General features: G+C 69.7%; 21 protein-coding genes and 1 pseudogene. 14 read left to right on the plus strand and 8 right to left on the minus strand.

Annotated elements, in window-relative coordinates; all coding sequences use genetic code 11:
- The first annotated feature begins 192 nt into the window (after positions 1–192).
- The 9 genes and pseudogenes from KD1_RS04855 to KD1_RS04895 all read left to right on the plus strand — a co-directional run.
- A complete protein-coding gene (locus tag KD1_RS04855) occupies positions 193–639 on the plus strand; it encodes a phage tail protein (RefSeq protein WP_083542102.1) in 447 nt (148 codons plus the stop codon).
- A gap of 5 nt (positions 640–644) precedes the next feature.
- Positions 645–1,415: a CIS tube protein gene (locus tag KD1_RS04860; RefSeq protein ID WP_068398343.1), complete on the plus strand. Its 771-nt coding sequence runs from the start codon at positions 645–647 to the stop codon at positions 1,413–1,415.
- On the plus strand, positions 1,405–3,249 hold the full coding sequence (locus tag KD1_RS04865; RefSeq protein ID WP_068398345.1) for a VgrG-related protein: 1,845 nt from the start codon (positions 1,405–1,407) through the stop codon (positions 3,247–3,249). Before KD1_RS04860 ends, KD1_RS04865 begins: the two co-directional genes overlap by 11 nt.
- Before the next feature lie 13 nt (positions 3,250–3,262).
- Entirely contained in the window at positions 3,263–3,544 is a 282-nt protein-coding gene (locus tag KD1_RS04870; protein WP_068398422.1) for a PAAR domain-containing protein, read from the plus strand.
- A gap of 1 nt (position 3,545) precedes the next feature.
- Positions 3,546–3,956, plus strand: a complete 411-nt coding sequence (locus KD1_RS04875; RefSeq protein ID WP_068398348.1) for a GPW/gp25 family protein — start codon at positions 3,546–3,548, stop codon at positions 3,954–3,956.
- On the plus strand, positions 3,956–5,917 hold the full coding sequence (locus KD1_RS04880) for a putative baseplate assembly protein (RefSeq protein WP_068398351.1): 1,962 nt from the start codon (positions 3,956–3,958) through the stop codon (positions 5,915–5,917). The genes KD1_RS04875 and KD1_RS04880 overlap by 1 nt, the downstream gene beginning before the upstream one ends.
- Positions 5,918–5,930: 13 nt before the next feature.
- Positions 5,931–6,461 carry a phage tail protein gene (locus tag KD1_RS04885; protein WP_068398354.1) on the plus strand — a complete coding sequence of 177 codons (531 nt, stop codon included), beginning with the start codon at positions 5,931–5,933 and terminating at the stop codon, positions 6,459–6,461.
- The gene (locus KD1_RS04890; RefSeq protein ID WP_068398357.1) at positions 6,458–7,282 is read left to right on the plus strand and encodes a hypothetical protein; all 825 of its coding nucleotides are present in this window, start codon (positions 6,458–6,460) and stop codon (positions 7,280–7,282) included. Before KD1_RS04885 ends, KD1_RS04890 begins: the two co-directional genes overlap by 4 nt.
- A gap of 18 nt (positions 7,283–7,300) precedes the next feature.
- Positions 7,301–7,681, plus strand: a pseudogene (locus KD1_RS04895) (NADase-type glycan-binding domain-containing protein); the annotation flags it as partial.
- Positions 7,682–7,769: 88 nt separating this feature from the next.
- Here KD1_RS04895 and KD1_RS04900 read toward each other — a convergent pair.
- The 5 genes from KD1_RS04900 to KD1_RS04920 all read right to left on the minus strand — a co-directional run bounded on the left by KD1_RS04900 (position 7,770) and on the right by KD1_RS04920 (position 11,965).
- Positions 7,770–8,321 (minus strand): AfsR/SARP family transcriptional regulator, encoded by a 552-nt coding sequence (locus KD1_RS04900; protein ID WP_169795338.1) that lies wholly within the window; start codon positions 8,319–8,321, stop codon positions 7,770–7,772.
- A complete protein-coding gene (locus KD1_RS16780; protein ID WP_068398366.1) occupies positions 8,306–10,027 on the minus strand; it encodes a winged helix-turn-helix domain-containing protein in 1,722 nt (573 codons plus the stop codon). Before KD1_RS16780 ends, KD1_RS04900 begins: the two co-directional genes overlap by 16 nt.
- Positions 10,028–10,393: 366 nt before the next feature.
- Positions 10,394–10,996, minus strand: a complete 603-nt coding sequence (locus KD1_RS04910; protein WP_015070590.1) for a cadmium resistance transporter — start codon at positions 10,994–10,996, stop codon at positions 10,394–10,396.
- Positions 10,993–11,352 carry a Cd(II)/Pb(II)-sensing metalloregulatory transcriptional regulator CmtR gene (gene cmtR, locus KD1_RS04915; protein WP_006590980.1) on the minus strand — a complete coding sequence of 120 codons (360 nt, stop codon included), beginning with the start codon at positions 11,350–11,352 and terminating at the stop codon, positions 10,993–10,995. Before cmtR (KD1_RS04915) ends, KD1_RS04910 begins: the two co-directional genes overlap by 4 nt.
- 223 nt (positions 11,353–11,575) lie before the next feature.
- On the minus strand, positions 11,576–11,965 hold the full coding sequence (locus tag KD1_RS04920; RefSeq protein WP_036382791.1) for a heavy metal-responsive transcriptional regulator: 390 nt from the start codon (positions 11,963–11,965) through the stop codon (positions 11,576–11,578).
- A 71-nt stretch (positions 11,966–12,036) separates the two neighbouring features.
- Between KD1_RS04920 and merA the strand changes: the two genes are divergently transcribed.
- Entirely contained in the window at positions 12,037–13,485 is a 1,449-nt protein-coding gene (merA, locus tag KD1_RS04925) for a mercury(II) reductase (RefSeq protein WP_041103924.1), read from the plus strand.
- Positions 13,486–13,756: 271 nt separating this feature from the next.
- On the opposite strand, the gene KD1_RS16785 is transcribed toward merA, so the two are convergent.
- The 3 genes from KD1_RS16785 to KD1_RS04935 all read right to left on the minus strand — a co-directional run bounded on the left by KD1_RS16785 (position 13,757) and on the right by KD1_RS04935 (position 15,247).
- On the minus strand, positions 13,757–13,897 hold the full coding sequence (locus KD1_RS16785; protein WP_002854087.1) for a hypothetical protein: 141 nt from the start codon (positions 13,895–13,897) through the stop codon (positions 13,757–13,759).
- Positions 13,898–13,961: 64 nt separating this feature from the next.
- Positions 13,962–14,873 (minus strand): cation diffusion facilitator family transporter, encoded by a 912-nt coding sequence (locus KD1_RS04930; RefSeq protein ID WP_002854089.1) that lies wholly within the window; start codon positions 14,871–14,873, stop codon positions 13,962–13,964.
- Positions 14,873–15,247 carry an ArsR/SmtB family transcription factor gene (locus KD1_RS04935; RefSeq protein WP_068398369.1) on the minus strand — a complete coding sequence of 125 codons (375 nt, stop codon included), beginning with the start codon at positions 15,245–15,247 and terminating at the stop codon, positions 14,873–14,875. The genes KD1_RS04930 and KD1_RS04935 overlap by 1 nt, the downstream gene beginning before the upstream one ends.
- Before the next feature lie 86 nt (positions 15,248–15,333).
- Between KD1_RS04935 and cmtR (KD1_RS04940) the strand changes: the two genes are divergently transcribed.
- From cmtR (KD1_RS04940) to KD1_RS04955, 4 genes are all read left to right on the plus strand, one after another.
- Positions 15,334–15,693 carry a Cd(II)/Pb(II)-sensing metalloregulatory transcriptional regulator CmtR gene (gene cmtR, locus KD1_RS04940; RefSeq protein WP_068398425.1) on the plus strand — a complete coding sequence of 120 codons (360 nt, stop codon included), beginning with the start codon at positions 15,334–15,336 and terminating at the stop codon, positions 15,691–15,693.
- Positions 15,690–17,594 carry a heavy metal translocating P-type ATPase gene (locus KD1_RS04945; RefSeq protein WP_068398428.1) on the plus strand — a complete coding sequence of 635 codons (1,905 nt, stop codon included), beginning with the start codon at positions 15,690–15,692 and terminating at the stop codon, positions 17,592–17,594. Before cmtR (KD1_RS04940) ends, KD1_RS04945 begins: the two co-directional genes overlap by 4 nt.
- Positions 17,595–17,660: 66 nt before the next feature.
- Positions 17,661–18,266 (plus strand): cadmium resistance transporter, encoded by a 606-nt coding sequence (locus KD1_RS04950; protein ID WP_068398372.1) that lies wholly within the window; start codon positions 17,661–17,663, stop codon positions 18,264–18,266.
- 263 nt (positions 18,267–18,529) lie between these two features.
- On the plus strand, positions 18,530–19,126 hold the full coding sequence (locus KD1_RS04955; protein ID WP_068398375.1) for a recombinase family protein: 597 nt from the start codon (positions 18,530–18,532) through the stop codon (positions 19,124–19,126).
- Positions 19,127–19,131: the final 5 nt, after the last annotated feature.

Here is a 19,131-nt window from a genome sequence, read left to right on the forward strand (position 1 = left end):
CCGCCGCGCCGAATGCGAGCCCGTCCGCGCCGGCTCAACCGGCCGCGGCCACGCCGGCCGAAGCCGCCAGCCAACTCGAAGACCTCGCGCGGCGGCTCTACGAACCGCTCATGTTGCGGATACGGGCCGAACTGCTGGTCGACCGCGACCGCCGAGGCCTGCGGACGGACGCCTGGTGAAGGGAGCACAGTCATGAACGTCGTGCAGGACATCGACACCGCCCTGTCGGTCGCCTTTCTCGTCAAGCTGGACGACCAGAGCCTGGGCATGTTCACCAGTTGTCAGGGCCTGGGCGCCGAAGTCGTCATGGAGACGCGAGAGGAGGGCGGCAACAATGGGTTCGTCTGGCAGTTGCCCACGAAGCTGCGTTACCCCAACATCACGCTGTCCCGCCCACTCAGCCGTGACACCGAGACCATCGCCAAGTGGTTCGCCAGCATGGCCAACGGCCACAAGCGCGGCGCGACCGGGACGATCGAGGTGATGCGCGCCAACGGCTCGATCATCGCCACGTGGGGTCTGCTCGACGTCGTCCCGGTGCGCTGGAGCGGTCCGACCATCTCGGCCGATGACCCGCGCGTGCTCACCGAAACGGTGGAGATCGCCCACCACGGCTTCTTGGCCACCGGGCGGGGCTGAGCACCATGACTCCTCCCGCAGTGGCGTTCACCGCCACGGGTACGAGCGGCACCGGCGGTGCCTCCTCGAGTGCCAGTCGCCCGAAGCTCGAGCACGCCTACCTCCAGCTCTTCGAGCCCTCACCCGACGGCTCGCTGTCCAAGCCGGGCCCCGAGATCGCCAAGGTCGAATTCCAGTTCAACCCGCGCGAGCTCAGCCTGAGCAAGTCGGCCCACTGGACGCGCGCCACCGGCCGCGGCAACAAGCGCAGTGCGCCGCCGCAGTACCAGGGCCCGCAACCGTCGACGCTGAGCCTGGAGATGTTCTTCGACGCCACCGACACCCAGGACAACAGCGTCGTCAAGCGCGTCGAGCAGCTCTTCGCCTGCTGCGTGCCCACGACCTCGTCCCACTCGAAGAAGAAGGACTCCCCGCCGTGGGTGCTGTTCCGCTGGGGCGCGCTGACGGGCTTCCTCGCCTACATCAGCAGCGTCACGGCGACGTACACGGTCTTCACCGCGGGCGGTCTGCCGATCCGCGCCGTGTGCACGGTCCAACTCGATGAACTCGCCGGGGAGACGCCGAACCAGAACCCGACCTCCGGCGGTCTGGTGCCGCGACGCGTCCACGTCCTCGTCGACGGCGACACGCTGCCCTCGATCGCCTACCGCGAGTACGGCGACACCTCGATGTGGCGAGCCATTGCGCGCGCCAACGACATCGACGATCCGCTGCGACTGCGCTCGGGGGACACCGTGCTCCTCCCGGCCATCGAGGAGTTCACCGATGCGAAGTGAGGAGACGAGCAGCACTCCGCTCATCACGATCGGTGGGCGACCCCTGAGCGCCGAGGTGGAGTCCAGATTGTCGAGCGTCGTCGTCGACGATTCCGTCGGTGTGCCGGATCTGGCGGTCATCTCCTTCCTCGACGATGACGCCGACATGCTCGAACGGGCGGCGGTCACGATCGGAGCGCCGTTGACCGTCGCGGTGCAGCAGAGCGGCACCGGCGCAGCGCCGACCCTCTTCACCGGCGAGGTCACCGCGCTCGAGGTCGAACTCACCCCCACGGGTACCCGCACGATCGTGCGCGGCTATGACAAGACGCACCGCTTCCGTCGCGGCGTGCGGGTCGAGGCCTTCGTCAACCAGACGCCGGCCGACATCATCCGGGCGAAGGCCCAGGCCGCCGGCGTGCCCGTGGGCCGGGTCGATCCGTTCGGGTCCGTGCAGGCCCACACCGCCCAGGTCGGCAGCGACTGGGAGCTCATCCAACGGCTGGCCTTCGAATCCGGGGTGTCCGTGGCGGTCAAGGACGGCAAGTTGGTCGTGGGCGCACCGACCGGAGCCGCGAGCGGCCCGGGCGCGAACAGCGCGCGGCGCAACCCCATGGTGCTCGAGCGTGGCGTCAACCTCGTCAGCCTGCGCGCGACGGTGACGGCCGCCGATCAGGTCCCCTCGGTCGAGGTCCGCTCCTGGGACGTCAAGGCCAAGAAGGCGATCGTCGCGAAGGCCTCGGCCGGCACGTCCAGCGCGACGCTCGATGGGGTGGCCCCGGCGAAGTTGGCCCAGGCGGTCGGCGCTCCGGCCATTGTGGCGCCGCGAACGAATCAACTCGACGCGGGCGGGTGCGATCGGGTCGCCAAGTCGATCGCCGACCGCGTCGGAGGATCGCACGCGGAGTTGGAGGGCGTCGCCCGGGGGAATCCGGACCTGCGCGCCGGGGAGGCGGTCACGCTCGTCGGGGTGGGAAAGCCGTTCAACGGCAAATACACCCTGACCTCGACCCGGCATGAATTCAGTGACCGGGGCTATGTCACGGCGTTCAGTGTCAGCAACTCCTCGGATCGCTCGGCGTATGGACTCACCACGTCCGGGGGAATGCGCGCGCGGGCCGATCGGCTCGATGGCATGGTCGTCGGCATCGTCAGTGACATCAAGGACCCGGACGGTCTGGGCCGGGTCCGCGTCACCTTCCCGGCTCTGTCCGACGATTTCGTCAGTGCGTGGTCGCGCACCCTCCAGTTGGGGGCCGGGGCCAACCGGGGGTTCTCCGTGCTGCCGGAGGTCGGTGACGAGGTGCTCGTCGCCTTTGGGCTCGGCGGCGCCGACGAGCCGTACATCCTGGGCGGCCTGTTCAACGGTCGCGACAGGCCCAAGCAACCCTTCGACCAGGCGGTCGACAAGGGCAATGGCAAGGTCGTTCAACGCTCGCTCGTCTCGCGCACCGGCATGGCCCTGAACATGATCGAATCCGAGAGCGAGCAGAAGATCGACATCTCCACGTCCGAGGGCAAACAGCGCATCACGTTGGTGCAGAAGGCCGACGCGGCGATCGAGATCGTCAGTCAGGGACCGGTCAACGTCACCGCCCAGAAGGATGTCACCGTCACGACCAGCGGCGGCAACATCGCGCTCGATTCCACCCAGGGCAACATCACCCTCGCGGCCACGAACATCACCCTCGATGCCAAGGCCGACGTCAAGATCAACGCGACCAACCTCAAGCTGGCCGCCAAGGCGACGGGTGAACTCACCGGCGCCACCGTCAAGGTCGCCGGTCAGGCCATGGCCGAACTGTCCGCCGCTGCGGCGACGACGGTCAAGGGCGCCATCGTGAAGATCAACTAGGGAGGGCGTGGAGATGCTTCCTGCCGCACGTGTCAGCGACCTGACCGGACATCCGGGGGTCGTCACCGGCCCGGGTGTGCCGACCGTCCTCATCGGCGGGCTGCCCGCGGCCGTCGTGGGCGATCTGCACACCTGTTCGTTCCCGCCGCCGGCGGTGCACCCGCCCACGCCCTTCCCCAAGGGTTCGGCCACGGTGCTCATCGGTGGTCGGCCGGCGCTGCGCGTCTCCGACATGGCCGGGTGCGGCGCGCCGATCATCCCGCCGGGGTGCCCAACCGTGTTGATCGGAGGGTGACATGGCCGAGGAGTTCATTGGTCGGGGATGGTCATTTCCCGTGCGCGCCGACGCCACCGGGGGAATTGCTCTGGTGTCGGGATCCAAGGAGATCGAGGAAAGCATTCGCCTCATTCTGGCGACGTCGCCGGGGGAACGACCCATGCGCCCCGAGTTCGGGTGCGCCGTGCACGACTACATCTTTGCGCCGGCCGATGCGAGCACCGCCGGGGATATCGCCTACGCGGTGCGGGTGGCCCTGGACCGGTGGGAACCACGGATCGAACTCGAGGCCGTGGACGTCCGTTTCGACGAGGTCGAGCAGGGCACTCTCTACATCGACATCCATTACACGCTTCGTGGCACGAACGACCCGCGCAACCTGGTCTTTCCGTTCTACGTCATCCCGCCGACCGAACGGAGTGGCTCCTGATGCCGATACCGGTGCCCAACCTCGACGACCGCCGATTCCAGGATCTCGTCGACGACGCCAAACGCATGGTCCAGCAGCGCTGCCCCGAGTGGACCGACCACAACGTCTCCGACCCCGGCGTGACGCTGATCGAGACGTTCGCGTACATGACCGACGCGCTGCTGTATCGGCTCAACCGCGTCCCCGACAAGCTCTACCTCGCCTTCCTCGATCTCATCGGCATTCGGCCCCACCCCGCCACCGCGGCCGGCGCCGACGTGACCTTCTGGCTGTCCTCGCCGCAGGAGGAGGACGTCACCGTGCGGCGTGGTACGCAGGTGAGCACGGTGCGCACCGAGCACGACGAGGCGACCGTCTTCGAGACGGTGCGTGAACTCGTCATCCCGACGCGGTCGTTGAGCCTGGTCGCGACCCAGGGTGTGGAGGGCGAGGTGATCACCCGCGCCACGGAGCTCCGTGAAGCCAGTGGATTCAACGCGTTCTCGGAGAACCCGGCTCAGGGCGACGCCCTGCTGGTCGCCCTCGACGACGCGGCTCCGCAGTGCGCCATCGAGTTGCGTCTCGATTGCGAGGTGCGCGGCGTGGGTGTCAATCCCGAACACCCGCCGCTGCGGTGGGAAGCCTGGACCGCCGACGGCTGGCGCCGCTGCGAGACCGAGCGCGACGGGACCGGTGGTCTCAACCGCGCCGGATACATCGTCATCCACGTCCCGCAGGAGCACGTCGCCTCGACGATGGGTGGGGTCCGGGGAGGCTGGCTGCGCACGGTCGTGACCGAGCCCGAGCCGGGGTATCCGCCGTACACGATCTCCCCGATGGTCCGCGCCGCGCAGGCCCAGACGGTCGGGGCCACCGTGCGGGCCGTGCATGCGGAGGACGTGTTCGATGAGGTCGTCGGGCTCTCCGAGGGCGTGCCGGGCCAGACCTTCCGCCTCGAACGCGCCCCGGTCGTCGATGACGGGCGGCCGTTGGAGATCGAGGTGGCCGGCGGCTCCGGGTGGCAGACGTGGCTGGAGGTCGGCCAGTTCACCGATCACGGTCCCGAGGATCGTGTCTTCCGGGTGGACCGCACCGAGGCGACGATCGAGTTCGGGCCGGCGGTGCGTGAACCCGACGGCACGTTGACGGGCTATGGGGCGGTGCCGCCGAAGGGCTCACCGATCCGGGTTCCGGTCTACCGCACGGGCGGAGGAGCGAACGGCAACGTGTCGGCGCGCGCCATCTCCGTGCTGCGCACCTCCATTCCCCTGATGGAGCGCGTGGAGAACCGACACCCGGCCAGCGGGGGCACCGCCGCCGAAACCCTCGATGAACTCCGCGTGCGCGGCCCGCTGGACCTGCGCACGCGCGATCGCGCCGTCACCGCGGCGGACTACGAACTGCTTGCCCGCCAGGCGGCGCCGTCACTGGCGCGGGTGCGGTGTGTCGGTGAGGGAGATCTGACCGCGCGCCTGTTGGTCGTGCCCGATGTGCCGGTCGAGGCCGATGGTCGGCTTCCGTTCGAGTCCCTGCTCCCAGAGGTGTCCGTGCTCGAGACGGTGTCGCGTTTTCTTGATGATCGACGGATCGTCGGCAGTCGCCTGATCATCGAGCCGCCCTTCTATCAGGGGATCACGGTCGTGGCGCGCATCACCGCCCGCTCCCGCGTGGAACCGGAGAAGTTGCGCGCGGACGCCCTGGCGGCGCTCTACCGCCACTTCAACCCCCTGACCGGAGGACCGGACGGGCAGGGCTGGCCGTTCGGCCGACCGGTCCACGTCGGCGAGGTGTACGCGGTGCTGCAGGGACTTGCGGGCACCGAGATGGTCGAGGACGTCAAGCTCTTCGCCGCCGACCCGACGACCGGGGTGCGCGGTGAACCCACCGACCGGATCGTCCTCGATCCCAACGCCTTGGCGTTCTCGTTCCAGCACCAGGTTCGGGTCTCCGGGGCCGGCCCGCTGCCCGGCGGGGTGGGGTGACGTCGTGCGCGGCATGATTCCGGGGTTGACCTCGCCCCATCCGTTCATTCATCTCCTCCCGGGCGCCTATCAGGAGGATGACTTCACGGCCCGGTTCGTGGCCGCCTTCGACGACGCCCTTGCCCCGATCCTGAGCACCGTCGACAACATCCCCGCCTACGTCGACCCGGGCACGGCACCGGCCGATCTGCTCGCCTTCGTCGGCTCGTGGGTGGCGGCCAACCTGGACCCCACCACCCCGCTTGGGGTCCAGCGCCTCGCCGTGCGCGAGGCGGTTGAGACCCACCGGTTCAGCGGTACCGCGCGTGGCCTGCGATCGATGCTCCACCACCTGACCGGTGGCGATGTCGAGATCGCGGACTCGGGCGCGACCGCCTGGTCGGTGACCCCGGGCGCCGAGGCTCCCGGCACCCTGCCGGCGCGACTTCAGGTGCGGATCGGCGTCGACGACCCGGAGGCGGTCGACCTGCCCCTGATCAACGCGGCCGTGGCGGCGGCCGTGCCCCCCTATGTTCAGCACGAGATCGAGGTGTGGCAACGATGAGCGAGGTTTCCAACGAAGCTGGGACCAGCACGGTGGTGTGTGACGAGTGTGGGTCGCACAACGAGTGGGGCACGGCCTTCTGCGGGTCGTGTGGGGCCTACCTGGATTGGGACGGGCAGCCCTCGCCCGAGGAACCAGCCGTGGTCGAACCGGTCGCCCTCGTTGAGGCGGCGGCCGAACCGCTACCAGCGACCGCACCTGAGCCGGCGGCTGAACCGCAGCCCGCGGTCGCGCCCGAGAGTCTCGCGCCTGAGACTGCGGTCGCGCCAGAGCCCGAGGTGGCGCCCGAGTCGAAGGCCAAGACGGAGGTCTCGCCCGGGCCCGTCGCCCGGTCGGCCTCACCGAAGCAACCGGCACCCCAGAAACCGGCACCCCAGAAGCCGGCACCCCAGCAGCCCGCCGCACGCCAACCCGCCGCCGAGGCGAAGCCGAAGCCGAAGCGGCCCGCACCGACCCACAACGAGCCACCCCTTCGCCCCGGCGACCTCGTGTGCGGCACGTGCGGCACGGGCAACGCGCCGGCGCGCAACTTCTGCCGCCGGTGTGGATCCCCGCTGGCCGATGCGACCGTGGTGGCGGCCGACCCGTGGTGGCGTCGACTCTTCTCCCGGCGATCGGCGGCACCCGCGGCCGGCACGAGGCCGAAGATCCGCCGTCGATCGAGGCTCCCCGGCCGATTGGTCGCACTCGCGCTCGTGGCCGCCGTGGTGTACGGCGTCGTCGCCTTTGCCTGGCCGTGGTGGAAGGGCGGCGCCCAGGACTCGGTGCTCGATCGCGTCTCCGGCACCCAGCGGTACGAACCGACCACCGTCAGCGCGTAGTCGTCCGCGCCGCAGCACCCGGCCTCCCTGCTGCGTGACGGGAATCCGGACACGTACTGGACCCCAGCCGGGCGCGGGGGCGGCACGAACCAGTACGTGCAGGCGAACTTCGACAAACCCTTCCGGTTGGTCGCGGTGCAGATCTTCAACGGGTCCTCCCGCCAGGACAAGGACTACCTCAAGACGGGTCGACCCGCGAATGTCATGCTGACGATCACCACAGCCGACGGCTCGGTCGAACGGCGCGCGTTGAAACTGCGCGACGAGCCGACCCAGCAGGACCATCTCATCGGGATCAACGACGTGACCCGCGTGCGCATGACCGTCAGAAGTGCCGTCGGGGCCTCACCGAAGAAGCGGATCGCCATCGGGGAGGTGGCGTACTTCACGCGCGGCTGACGCCTCGCCGCCCGGTCGCGGAGGTCGCCGGCCCCAGCCCGGGTGACGACGGGAGCACGCTCACCCCGATCGAGGTCAGTACCTCCGCTTACTGGCGCTTGGCCCGCTCGGCCGACGCCGGGTCGCCGGCAGCCCGGTGGGCCTCGATGAGGGTGCGCCACGAGGCATCGCGCCACGGGTCGATCTCGACGCTGCGCTGTGCCACATGGACGGCCTCGGCCACGTGACCGCGGTCGAGTTCGAGGCGGGCGAGCAGATCCGAGGCCTCGGCGGCGGACTGACGGTGGCGGTCCCGGGCGGGCAGGAGCCACTCGGCCGAGCCGTCAGCGGGCAGGACCTCGTCGACGTACAGGTCCAGGGCCGCGCGGAGCGCCTCGGCCTGGGTCGTACGGTCTCCGGCGTGTCGGGATTGGGTCGCCTCGGCCAGTCGTCGCTGGAACTTCTGCAGGTCGGTGACCGACTCCGACTTCGGTGCGAAGACATAGGAGAGCCCGTCGCGGATCAGCAGTTGCCGCCCTCGGCCCGGGAGGATCCGCTCCAGGTGCGTGCGCAGGCTCGACACGGCGACGTGGACGTTGTGGCGGGCCGATGTCTCGGGGAGGTCCGCCCACCGCGCTCCGATGATCACATCGCGATGCACGGCCGTGCCGGCGTTGAGCGCGAGGATGCGCAGGACGGCTGGGCAACCGGACGCAGCCCACTGAGGCTGACGGGTTGGTCGTGGACCCGGACGGTGAAATCGCCGAAACACGTGATGGACACTTCGTGCCAGGGCGGTCCGAGCGGCCCCGCGGTCGGGGCGGGCCGCTTCGATTCGCGTGGTCCTCGGTCGCTCTGGGTCGCGTGGGCGGCACACGTGTCGCGCCAGGTGGTCCACGCCACCAGGGCCGACTCGTCGAGTTGTCGAAAGCGGGTCTCAAGGCGTTGCAGGAGCGCCGTGTCCGGACGGCCGTGGCGGAGGAGGGCGGTGGCGACCACGGACTCGATCAACGCCGCTCCCCAGGGATCGTCGGCGCGGTCTCGGGCGGCGGCCACGGCCAGCGCCTCGCGGCAGGCGCGGGCGTCCCCGGTTCGGCACAGCATCGTGACGCTCACCAACCGTCGCAGCCACGGAAGGCCTTCGACCCGCAGCGTGCGATCGAGGGTGTCGAGGTCGGCCTCGGGGCGGGTGGGGTCGACGAGCGCCTCGACACAGGCCACTCCGACCTGAGCCGCTCGGTGCCACGCCACGTCGGCGTTCGATCTCGGGTCACCGGTCGGTGCGTGGTCGGCAAGGGTGGCGCGGGCCAGTCGCGTCTGACCCCGGGAGAGAAGGCGCAGGGCGGTCAGCGGCGCGGCCTTGGGGTCGGACGGCGGGAGCGGGGGCGCGTCAGGGGAGTGACGGAGCACCTCGGGGGTGTCGTCGCCGAGGTCGCGTGCGATGGCCGTGGCCTGCGCCTGCAGGAGCCGAGCCTCGGGCAGCCCCACCTCGTCGAGAAGTTCGGAGTTGAGGTGTTGCCGCAGGACCGCGTGGTAGCGGTATTGCGTGCCGCTGGATGCGTGGGTGCCGACGTGGACGAGGTCGACGGCCGCGGCGATCCGTCGGAGTGCCGTGTGGCTCCCGTTGGTGTCGAGCAATCGATCGAGGTGCTCGGCCGTCAACGAGTCGAAGGTGCTCGCCAGCCGCATCAGGTGCCGGTCCTGGTCGTCGACCTGGTGGAGCACCTCGGCATTGAGGTAGGCGCGCATCAAGGAGTCGTACCCAACGGGCTCGTCGAGGGGATCACCGAGGGGCCCCATCTGGCGGGCGAGTTGCCAGTGGAAGAGCGCGGCCGCCCACCCGTCGGTGCGATCGGCGAGGGCGGTCGCCGCGTCCAGACCGATGGGGTCGTTGTAGGTGCGCGAGAACAGCGCGGCGACCTCCCAGGGGCGAAAGGCCAGGTCCTGGGCGGTGACGAAGCGAACCCGGGGGAACGCGTACCGCGCGAAGTTCAGGGCGGGCATCGTCCTCGTCGCGAGGATGACCGGGACGACCGGCGCGAGGCGCTGGATGAACTCGCCGAGACCCTCGTCCGTACGGCTGTGGGGGGAAAGGCCAGGGTCGTCGATGACGACGCCCGTCGGGATCTCCCCCGCCCCGGCGGGGTCACCCAGCACGTCGTCCGGTGAGGGCAATTGCCCGAGCGAATACCACCGCACTCCGCCGCCCCTGCTCGCGGTCCACTGGTCGAGCACAGTGGTCTTGCCCGAACCGGCCGGCGCCACGACCACGGCGAAGCCGTTGGCGTCGATGGGCGCCAGGAGATCGAGGAGTCGTGGGCGCGCCAGCGCTGAACCGGTGCGTCCTGCGTCGGTCAGTTCATCCACCCCGCTCGTCCTCCATGGTCGATGGTTGAAGCCGCAATGGTCAGAGAAAACATACCCACTGAAGCACCCGCTGAGAAATCGGGTATTGCCGCCTCGCACCATTGTTTGCCGTACCTCTTCACGGCCTTCTGGGCGTGCCGTCAACCGTGTCCGCACGTTCACCAGCGCCGTTTCAGACTATCGGCGCACGAGGCGCGGCGCCGTGGATCTCGCAGATGTGGCTTCGTTCGCTTGGTGGCGGGGTTTTTGCAGCGCTCCGTGGCGGTCTTGTTGCCGCGATCACGCAGGACTGGCTGCAGGTAGGTGTCGCGGTCTGAACCGAGAGGGGTGCGCCCGGTCGGGGCCGTTTGGACCGCTGCCGCTACGTCAGAGTCCGAAGGCTCCGCCGCTGACGAGGATCACGATGCCGAGGCCGATGAGAACGATGGGGAAGAGGATGTACTCCCAGCGTTCGAGCACTTCGGCGATCGGGGGGCGGGTGGCGACGAACTTTGCCAGGGCCACCAGGACCGCGACGAGCGCGAGGAAGACGATGCAGTAGGCGACTACTGCGAGAGGTTCCACGCCGAGGAAGACAGGGGTGTAGACGCCGATGTTGTCGCCGCCGTTGGCAAGGGTGACGCCTGCGACTGTCCACACGCCGACCTTCTTGCCGGCAACCTTGGCCTCGTCGTCATCGTCGTCATCGTCTCCGCGCCAGGCCTGCCATGCGGCCCAGAGGCCGAGGCCCAGAGGGATGAGACCGAAGTACGGGATGGCTGCCGAGGGCAGGAATGCTCCGGCACCGATGGTCACCAGGACCGCGGCACCGAGGATGCCGGCGAATCCGAGGTACTGGCCGGCCAGAATGCGGGCGGTAGTGCCGCGCTGGCCTGCCCCTCGCGCGAAGAAGAGGGAGAGCACGATGATGTCGTCGATGTTGGTCGCTGCGAACAGGCCCATCGCCTGCAAGACCGAGGTGAGGATCATGCGCCCTCCCCAGCTGCGTCGCATCCGGGAAGCGAGCAGGCGGGATCGATGCACGGGGCGTCTTCGTCCACTGCCAGGGTGGCATCGACCAGTGCCGTCAGCGCCTGCGCCAGGTGCGAATCGGCGATCTCATATCGTGTCCGACGACCCTCGGGCTCGGAGACGACGATCCCGCAATCGCGCAGGCATGCCAGGTGGTTGGACACGTTCGGGCGTGTCAGGTCCAGATCTCGGGCCAGTTCCGCCGGGTAAGCGGGATGGTCGAGCAGGGTCAAGATGATCCGGGATCGAGTGGGGTCGGCCAGTGCACGACCCAGGCGGTTCATCACGTCGAGACGCGAAGCAATAGTCAGCATGGACTGAACTATACAGCGCGAACTGAACACTCGGTCACAGGCGTCAGCCCAGATCGCATGCCCGCAAGGGGATCCTTCACCGGGACAGCGGCCGACGGCAGGCCGGAGGAATAGGCGTCGCGATAGGGTGCACCCCGCGCAACAGAACCGTTGCGAAAGGTCTAACACCCCAACGCAACAGAGTGGGCCGCCATGCGCTGCCACGGGCCCGTGAACTTCGGTGTCACAGGTAGCGGCAGACATCCTCGGGGGAGCACGTGGCCGGGTCGCCGGCGGCGGCGTCCTCGCGCAGGTCGGCGATCGTGGTGCGTAGCTGCGCGAGCTCGGCGAGTTGCCGGTCGATCACATCAAGGCGGGTGTCGAGCAGGTCGGTGACGTGCCGGCAGGGGGCCTGCCCCCGGTCGCGGATGTCCAGCACCTGACCGATCTGGGCCAGGGTCAGCCCGGCCGCTTGCCCCCGGCGGATGAAGTCCAGCCGGTCGAGCACCTCGGCGCCGTAGTCCCGGTAGCCCGCCGGGGTGCGGTCCGCGGCGGGTAGCAGCCCGACCTCCTCGTAGTACCGCAGGGTCTTGCTCGTCGTGCCCGACGCCCGAGCCACCTCACCGATCCGCATGCCACTCATTCTCCCCCTTGACCTTCCAGTGCACTGGAAGGTCGATCCTGAGGGCGATGAAGGAGGAGTTCATGACGGCAACGGCTAACAGCAGGTCGTATGACCTGGCAATGATCGGGTCCGGTGGGGCGGCGTTCGCGGCCGCGATCCGCGCCACCAACCTCGGCAGACGGGTGGTGATGATCGAGCGTGGCACCGTCGGCGGTACCTGCGTGAACACCGGGTGCGTGCCCTCCAAGGCCTTGCTCGCGACCGCCGAGGCCCGCCACGTCACACTCGACGCCTCCCGGTTCCCCGGCCTGCCGCTCCCCGAAGTCCGGCCGGTCGACATGCCCGCCTTGATCGCCGGCAAGGATCGGCTCGTCGGGTCACTGCGTGGCGAGAAGTACCTGGACCTGGCCACCGAGTACGGATGGGATCTCCACCCCGGGGACGCCACGTTCGTCGGCACACCCAGCGAGCCGGCACTGCGCGTCACCGGCCCTGACGGCACGGTGGAGACGGTCCGGGCCGCGCACTACCTCATCGCCACCGGCTCCAGGCCCTGGGCGCCGCCGGTCCCCGGCCTGCAGGAGGCCGGTTACCTGACCTCGACCACCGCGATGGAACTGGACCACGTCCCGGAGTCGCTGCTGGTCATCGGCGGCGGCTACGTCGCGATGGAGCAGGCCCAGCTCTTCGCTCGGCTCGGCGTCCGGGTCACCATGCTGGTCCGCTCACGGCTGGCGTCCCAGGAAGAACCCGAGGCGTCCACCGCCCTGGATGAGATCTTCACGGACGAAGGCATCCAGATCATCCGCGGCGCGGTGCCCAGCGCGGTCCGCCGCGACCCGGCCACCGGCGAGGTCACGGTCACTGCCACCACCACTGACGGCTCACAGGAACTCCGGGCGGCCGAGGTACTCGTCGCCACCGGGCGCCGCCCGGTCACCGCCACGCTCGGTCTCGACACCGTCGACGTGCGCACCGGCGACCACGGCGAGGTGGTCGTCGACAGCCATCTGCGCAGCACCAACCCGCGCGTCTGGGCTGCCGGTGACGTCACCGCCCACCGTCAGTTCGTGTACGTCGCCGCGGCCCACGGCGCCCTCGTCGCCGACAACGCCCTCACCGGCGCCGGCCTCGAGGTCGACTACCGCCACCTGCCCCGGGTCGTGTTCACCAGCCCCGCCCTGGCCGCCGTCGGGATGACCGAACGGCAGGCCTCCGCTGCCGGGATCCGCTACGACAGCCGTGTCCTGTCACTCGCGCACGTCCCACGCGCGATCGTCAACCGCGACACCCGCGGGTTCATCAAGATGGTCACCGACGCCGACACCGGCCGCATCATCGGCATTACCGCCCTGGCCCAGGACGCCGGCGACCTCGCCGCCGCCGGGGTCTACATGCTCGAGGCCGGCATGACCACCAGCCAGGTCGCCAATCTCTGGAGCCCCTACCTGACCATGGCCGAAGGCCTCAAGCTCACCGCGCAGGCCTTCACCACCGACATCGCCAAGCTCTCCTGCTGCGCGGCGTGAACCTGCCCCGCACACAGGGACACCGATAGGGGACCGCCTCGCCCCGGGGCGCGAGACAAGAAAATGGGCGCCGATCAGCCCTACTTACTGGCACCCCTGCGTATCGGACCTGCAACCACCGGGGAGTTCAGTCGATGCAAGAACTCCCGTCCCAGGCCTATATCTGGACGTCTTCACGACCTCTACGTGCTCGACCCGACGAGGACAGCACTGGACGACGCGATGACCGCCTTGCGGCGCCGCCATGAGGCCGCGGTCCGTTTGGGCCGCGTCACCGCACCACCATGACCACGATCGTCACCACGTAAGCCGCGGCGACCAGACCGATCCCCAGCAGGGTGAGCACCACCCCGCGCCGGGCCGGCCGCTGGCCCTCGTCCGGCCCGGGGCCCTTGCCGTGCTTCGCGGTCATCGCGCGCTCCTAAGACGTTGCTCAAGCATGTGCGGCTCTCGCGAGCGGGCTTCCGTGCCGAGTGCTACCAGCTCAGGTCGTGACAGCCGTCGCTGCCGGCGCCCTCCACCTGCAAGGTGGCATGGGCGATACCGTAACGGTCGCGCAGCACCCGGCGCGCGCCGGCAAGCACGGCGCCGTGGTCCGCGCCCTGGTCAGCGACCAGGTGGGCCGTGGCCACGTTCATCCCCGACGTCAGGGTCCACAGGTGCAGGTCGTGGACCTCCTCCACCCCCTCGACCGCGTCCAGGTCACCGGCGACGTCCTCCGGGTCCACCCCTTCCGGGGCGTGCTGGCCCAGCACCGCGATCACCTGCCTGCCCAGAACCACTGCCCGGATGATGACGAAGACCGCGATGAGCGCCGCGACCACGACGTCCCAGATCGGCTGGCCGGTGAGGATGATCAGCACGCCGGCGACCATGACACCCACCGACCCGGCGGCGTCGGCGATCACCTCGTAGTAGGCGCCCTTGACGTTCAGGCTGTCCTTGGCCCCGCTGCGCAGCAGCAGCATGGAGATGATGTTGATCACCAGGCCGGCGAAGCCGACCGCGAGCATGGCGCCGGAGGCCACCTCCGGCGCGTCGCCCAGCCGGCTGATGGCCTCGACCACCACGTACACCCCGACCGCGAGCATCGCCAGCACCGCCAACGCCGAGGCGAACACCTCGGCCCGGTAGGAGCCATAGGTGCGTCGCCCTGTGGAGTCCGGCCGGCTCGCGATGCGCGTCGCCAGCAGCGCCGCACCCAGCACCACCACATCGGCAGCCATGTGCCCGGCATCCGACAGCAGCGCCAACGACCCCGACACCAGCCCCGCGACCAGCTCGATCAGGAAGAAGCCCGCCGTCAGGGCGAACGCCCCCGCCAGCCGCCGACGGTAGCGGCCACCGGCATGCCCGGTCGCCGGGGCATGGCTGTGTCCCGCCCCCATCAGCCCTGCCCCTCGTGGCGGGCGTGCTCACGGGAGACGTCCAGCAGCATCCGCACATGCCCGTCAGCGAGGCGGTAGTACACCATCCGCCCCTCCCGGCGGTTCTCGACCACCCCAGCGGTACGCAGCACCCGCAGCACCTGGGACACCGACGCCTCCGCGACATCGACCGACGCCGCCAGGTCACACACGCACAGCTCGCCGGCCTCCAGCAACGCATACAGCACCCGGGCACGGCGCGGGTCCCCCAGGAGCTTGAACAGCTCGGCCAACCTGCCGGCCTCGCGCTCGTCGGGGATCCTCTCCCGGGTCAGCGCCACCTTCTCCGGATGGACGGCGGTGACCTGACACGAATCCAACGGCGTCACACTCATGCCACGACCATACACCAATGCAGATGTGCAGATATCAGCAGCGGGAGCCACACACGAGAGGTCAGCAGGTTCTGTATGGTCAGCGCATGCTGACTATTGCTTCGCGGCTGGACGTGATGAACCGGCTGGGCCGGGCGATGGCCGACCCGACCCGCTCCCGCATCCTCATGACACTCTTCGAGGGCCCGAGCTACCCGGCGGTACTCGCCCGCGACCTAGGCCTGACCCGGTCGAACGTGTCGAACCACCTCACCTGCCTGCGGGACTGCGGCATCGTCGTGGCCGAGCCCGAGGGGCGCCAGACGCGGTACGAGATCGCCGACCCCCACCTGGGGGCGGCGATGACCGCGCTGGTCGAGGTGACGCTGGCCGTCGATGAGAACGCCCCGTGCGTGGATGCCACCTGCACGGTGCCCGGCTGCTGCCCGAGCGGGACCGTGGCATGAGGGCGACCACCCACACCCCCGTCGAGGAGCTCGAGACCGACGACGAGCACGAGACCCCGTGGTGGGCTGACCGCGCCGTCCTGATCCCCATCGCCTCGGGGGTCGCGTTCGTCGCCGGGCTGGCCTGTGAGTGGTCCGGCGCCCAGAGCGCGGCGCTGGTGCTGTTCTGGGTCGGTCTGCTGCTCGGGGCCTCCACGTTCGTCCCCGGTGCGCTGCGCAAGCTCGCCACGGGCAAGCTCGGCATCGCGCTCCTCATGACGATGAGCGCCACCGGCGCGGTCATCCTCGGCCACGTGGAGGAGGCCGCGGCCCTGGCCTTCCTCTACTCCATCGCCGAGGCCTTGGAGGACCGGGCGATGGACCGGGCGCGTGCCGGGCTGCGCGCGCTGCTCAAGCTCGTGCCCCAGAGCGCCACCGTCCTCACCGACGGCCATAGCGCGAGCGTCCCGGCCCGTGACCTGGCCGCGGGGCAGGTCATGCTGATCAGGCCCGGTGAGCGCATCGCCACCGACGGCATCGTCCGCAGCGGGCACAGCAGCGTGGACACCTCGGCGATCACCGGTGAGTCCATCCCCGTCGAGGTCGGCCCCGGTGATGAGGTGTCTGCCGGGGCGATCAACGCCGCCGGAGCCCTGCAGGTCGAGGCGACCGCGCCCGGCACCGACAACTCCCTGACCACGATCGTGAGCCTGGTCGAACGCGCCCAGGCCGAGAAGGGGCAACGCGCCCGGCTGGCCGACCGCATCGCCCGTCCGCTCGTGCCCGGCGTCCTGGTCCTGGCCGTGCTGGTCGCGCTCATCGGCTCACTCGCCGGTGACCCGCAGACCTGGATCACCCGCGCCCTGGTGGTGCTCGTGGCCGCCTCCCCGTGTGCGCTGGCGATCGCGGTGCCGATCACCGTGGTCTCCGCGGTCGGCTCGGCCAGCAAGTTCGGCGTCATCATCAAGAGCGGTGCCATCTTCGAACGATTCGGGGACATCGGGCACGTCGCCTTCGACAAGACCGGGACCCTGACCCGCAACCAGCCCACCGTCACCGCCGTCGTCCCCGCCGCCGACGTCACCGAGCAACAGGTCCTGGCCTGGGCCGCCGCGCTCGAGCAGCACAGCACCCACCCCCTCGCCACCGCCATCACCCACGCCGCCCCCACAATCCCCGCCGCCCAGGGCACCACCGAGGAAGCCGGCCACGGAATCCACGGCACCGTCGACGGCGCCGTAGTGCTGGTCGGCAGCCCCCGCTGGGTCGACCCCGGCGACCTCACCTACCGGGTCCGTGACCTGGAGGCCCAGGGGATGACGGTCGTCGTCGTCCACCGCGACGGCGCGGTCGCCGGGGCGATCGGGGTGCGTGACGAGCTCCGTCCCGAGGTCCCCGAGGTCATCACGACCCTGGCGGGCCAGGGCATCGACGTCACGATGCTGACCGGAGACAACGAGCGCACCGCCCGCGCCCTCGCGGCCCAGGCCGGCATCAGCGACGTGCGCGCCGAGCTGCGCCCCGAAGGCAAGTCCGCCGCCGTGGGCGAGCTCAGCGTGCGCCGGCCCACCGCGATGATCGGTGACGGCATCAACGACGCCCCCGCCCTGGCCGCGGCCGACGTCGGGATCGCGATGGGAGCCACCGGCTCCGACGCCGCGATCGAGTCCGCCGACATCGCCTTCACCGGCCAGGACCTGCGCCTGCTGCCTCAGGCCATCGCCCACGCCCGACGCGGACGGCGCATCGTCAACCAGAACATCGTCCTGTCACTGCTCATCATCGCCGCGCTGCCACCCCTGGCCATCACCGGCGTCCTGGGCCTGGCCGCCGTCGTACTCATCCACGAAGTCGCCGAGGTCCTGGTCATCCTCAACGGCCTGCGCGCCGCACGCACCCACCAGCCCACGCGCGGACACTGACCCCCGCGGACCAACGCGGCCCCACTGACCCACCGCCGGCGGTCCGGCGCGCCCTGAAAGGCACCGATGGAACTGCTCACCCCGATCCTGCAGGCGATCGGCCTGTTCGTGGCCACGAACATCGACGACATCATCGTCCTGTCCCTCTTCTACGCCCGCGGCGCCGGCCAGCGGGGCACCACCCGCAAGATCCTGCTCGGCCAGTACCTCGGCTTCGGGGGCATCCTGCTCGCCGCCGTGGTGATCTCCCTCGGGGCCCGCAGCTTCCTGCCCGAGGACGCCCTGCCCTACTTCGGGCTCATCCCCCTCGCCCTGGGCCTCTACGCGGCATGGCGAGCGTGGCGCAACCGCGGTGACGACGACGATGACGAGGCCAAGGTCGCCGACAAGCAGGTCGGAGTCCTGACCGTGGCCGCCGTGACGTTCGCCAACGGCGGAGACAACATCGGGGTCTACGTCCCCGTCTTCGCCACCGCGTCCACCACCGCGATCATCGCCTACTGCCTCGTCTTCCTCGCCCTGGTCGGCCTCCTCGTCCTCGCAGCCAAGTACGTCGCCACCCGCCGGCCCATCGCCGAGATCCTCGAACGCTGGGAACACATCCTCTTCCCGCTGGTCCTCATCGGCCTCGGCATCGTCATCCTCCTCGAGGGCGGCGCCTTCGGCTTGTAGCTCACGCCCGCGGCGCCCGACATCACTGGAAATTCAACGACGACTGACAGAACGTCGCGGTCCTCGGGAGCAAACGCTGTTACCTCTTCTGCGGCGGGAGGGGGAGGTCTGCGGCATGAGCATTGACCGTCCCGTAAGTGGAACCCTCACCGGACACCACCGCTACTTATCGAGAGGAACGACGGCACGCCTGGCGGGCTGTCCCGTAAGACCCGTCCGGTGAACTGTCCGGTGAAGGGAGGCTATATGACACACTGGGGAGCATGTCCCCCTTGAAGGTCGGCTATGCCCGAGTCTCCACCGACGAGCAGGACTTGACCGCGCAGCGTGACGGACTCGCGGCGTTCGGCGTCGATCCCAAGCGCATCTACGTCGATCACGGGCTCACGGGCCGCAACGCCGACCGTGAGGGCCTGCGGCAGGCGCTGGCTGCCTGTCGGGACGGCGATACGTTCGTGGTCACCAAGCTCGATCGGCTGGCGCGTTCAGTCCGTGATGCCCACCAGATCGCCGACGACCTCGCGGCGCGGGAAGTGAAGCTGAGCATCGCCGGATCGGTGTACGACCCGACCGACCCGATGGGGAAACTGTTGTTCAACGTGCTGGCGATGGTCGCCGAGTTCGAAGCCGACCTCATCCGTGCCCGCACCCGCGAGGGGATGAAGGTCGCCAAGGCCAAGGGCCAGCTGCGCGGGAAGTCACCGAAACTCACCCCCCGGCAAGAAGCTCACCTCGTCCAGCTACATGCTGCCGACGAGCACACCGTGGGCGAGCTGGCCGAGCTGTTCAGCGTGGGCCGCTCCACGGTCTACCGCGCCCTTCAGCGCGCCGAGCGCGGGCGCGAGAACGCCTTGCAGTAGGTGCG

The organism is Kribbia dieselivorans NBRC 106261, assembly GCF_001552435.1.
GTDB classification, from domain to species: Bacteria; Actinomycetota; Actinomycetes; order Actinomycetales; family Dermatophilaceae; genus Kribbia; species Kribbia dieselivorans.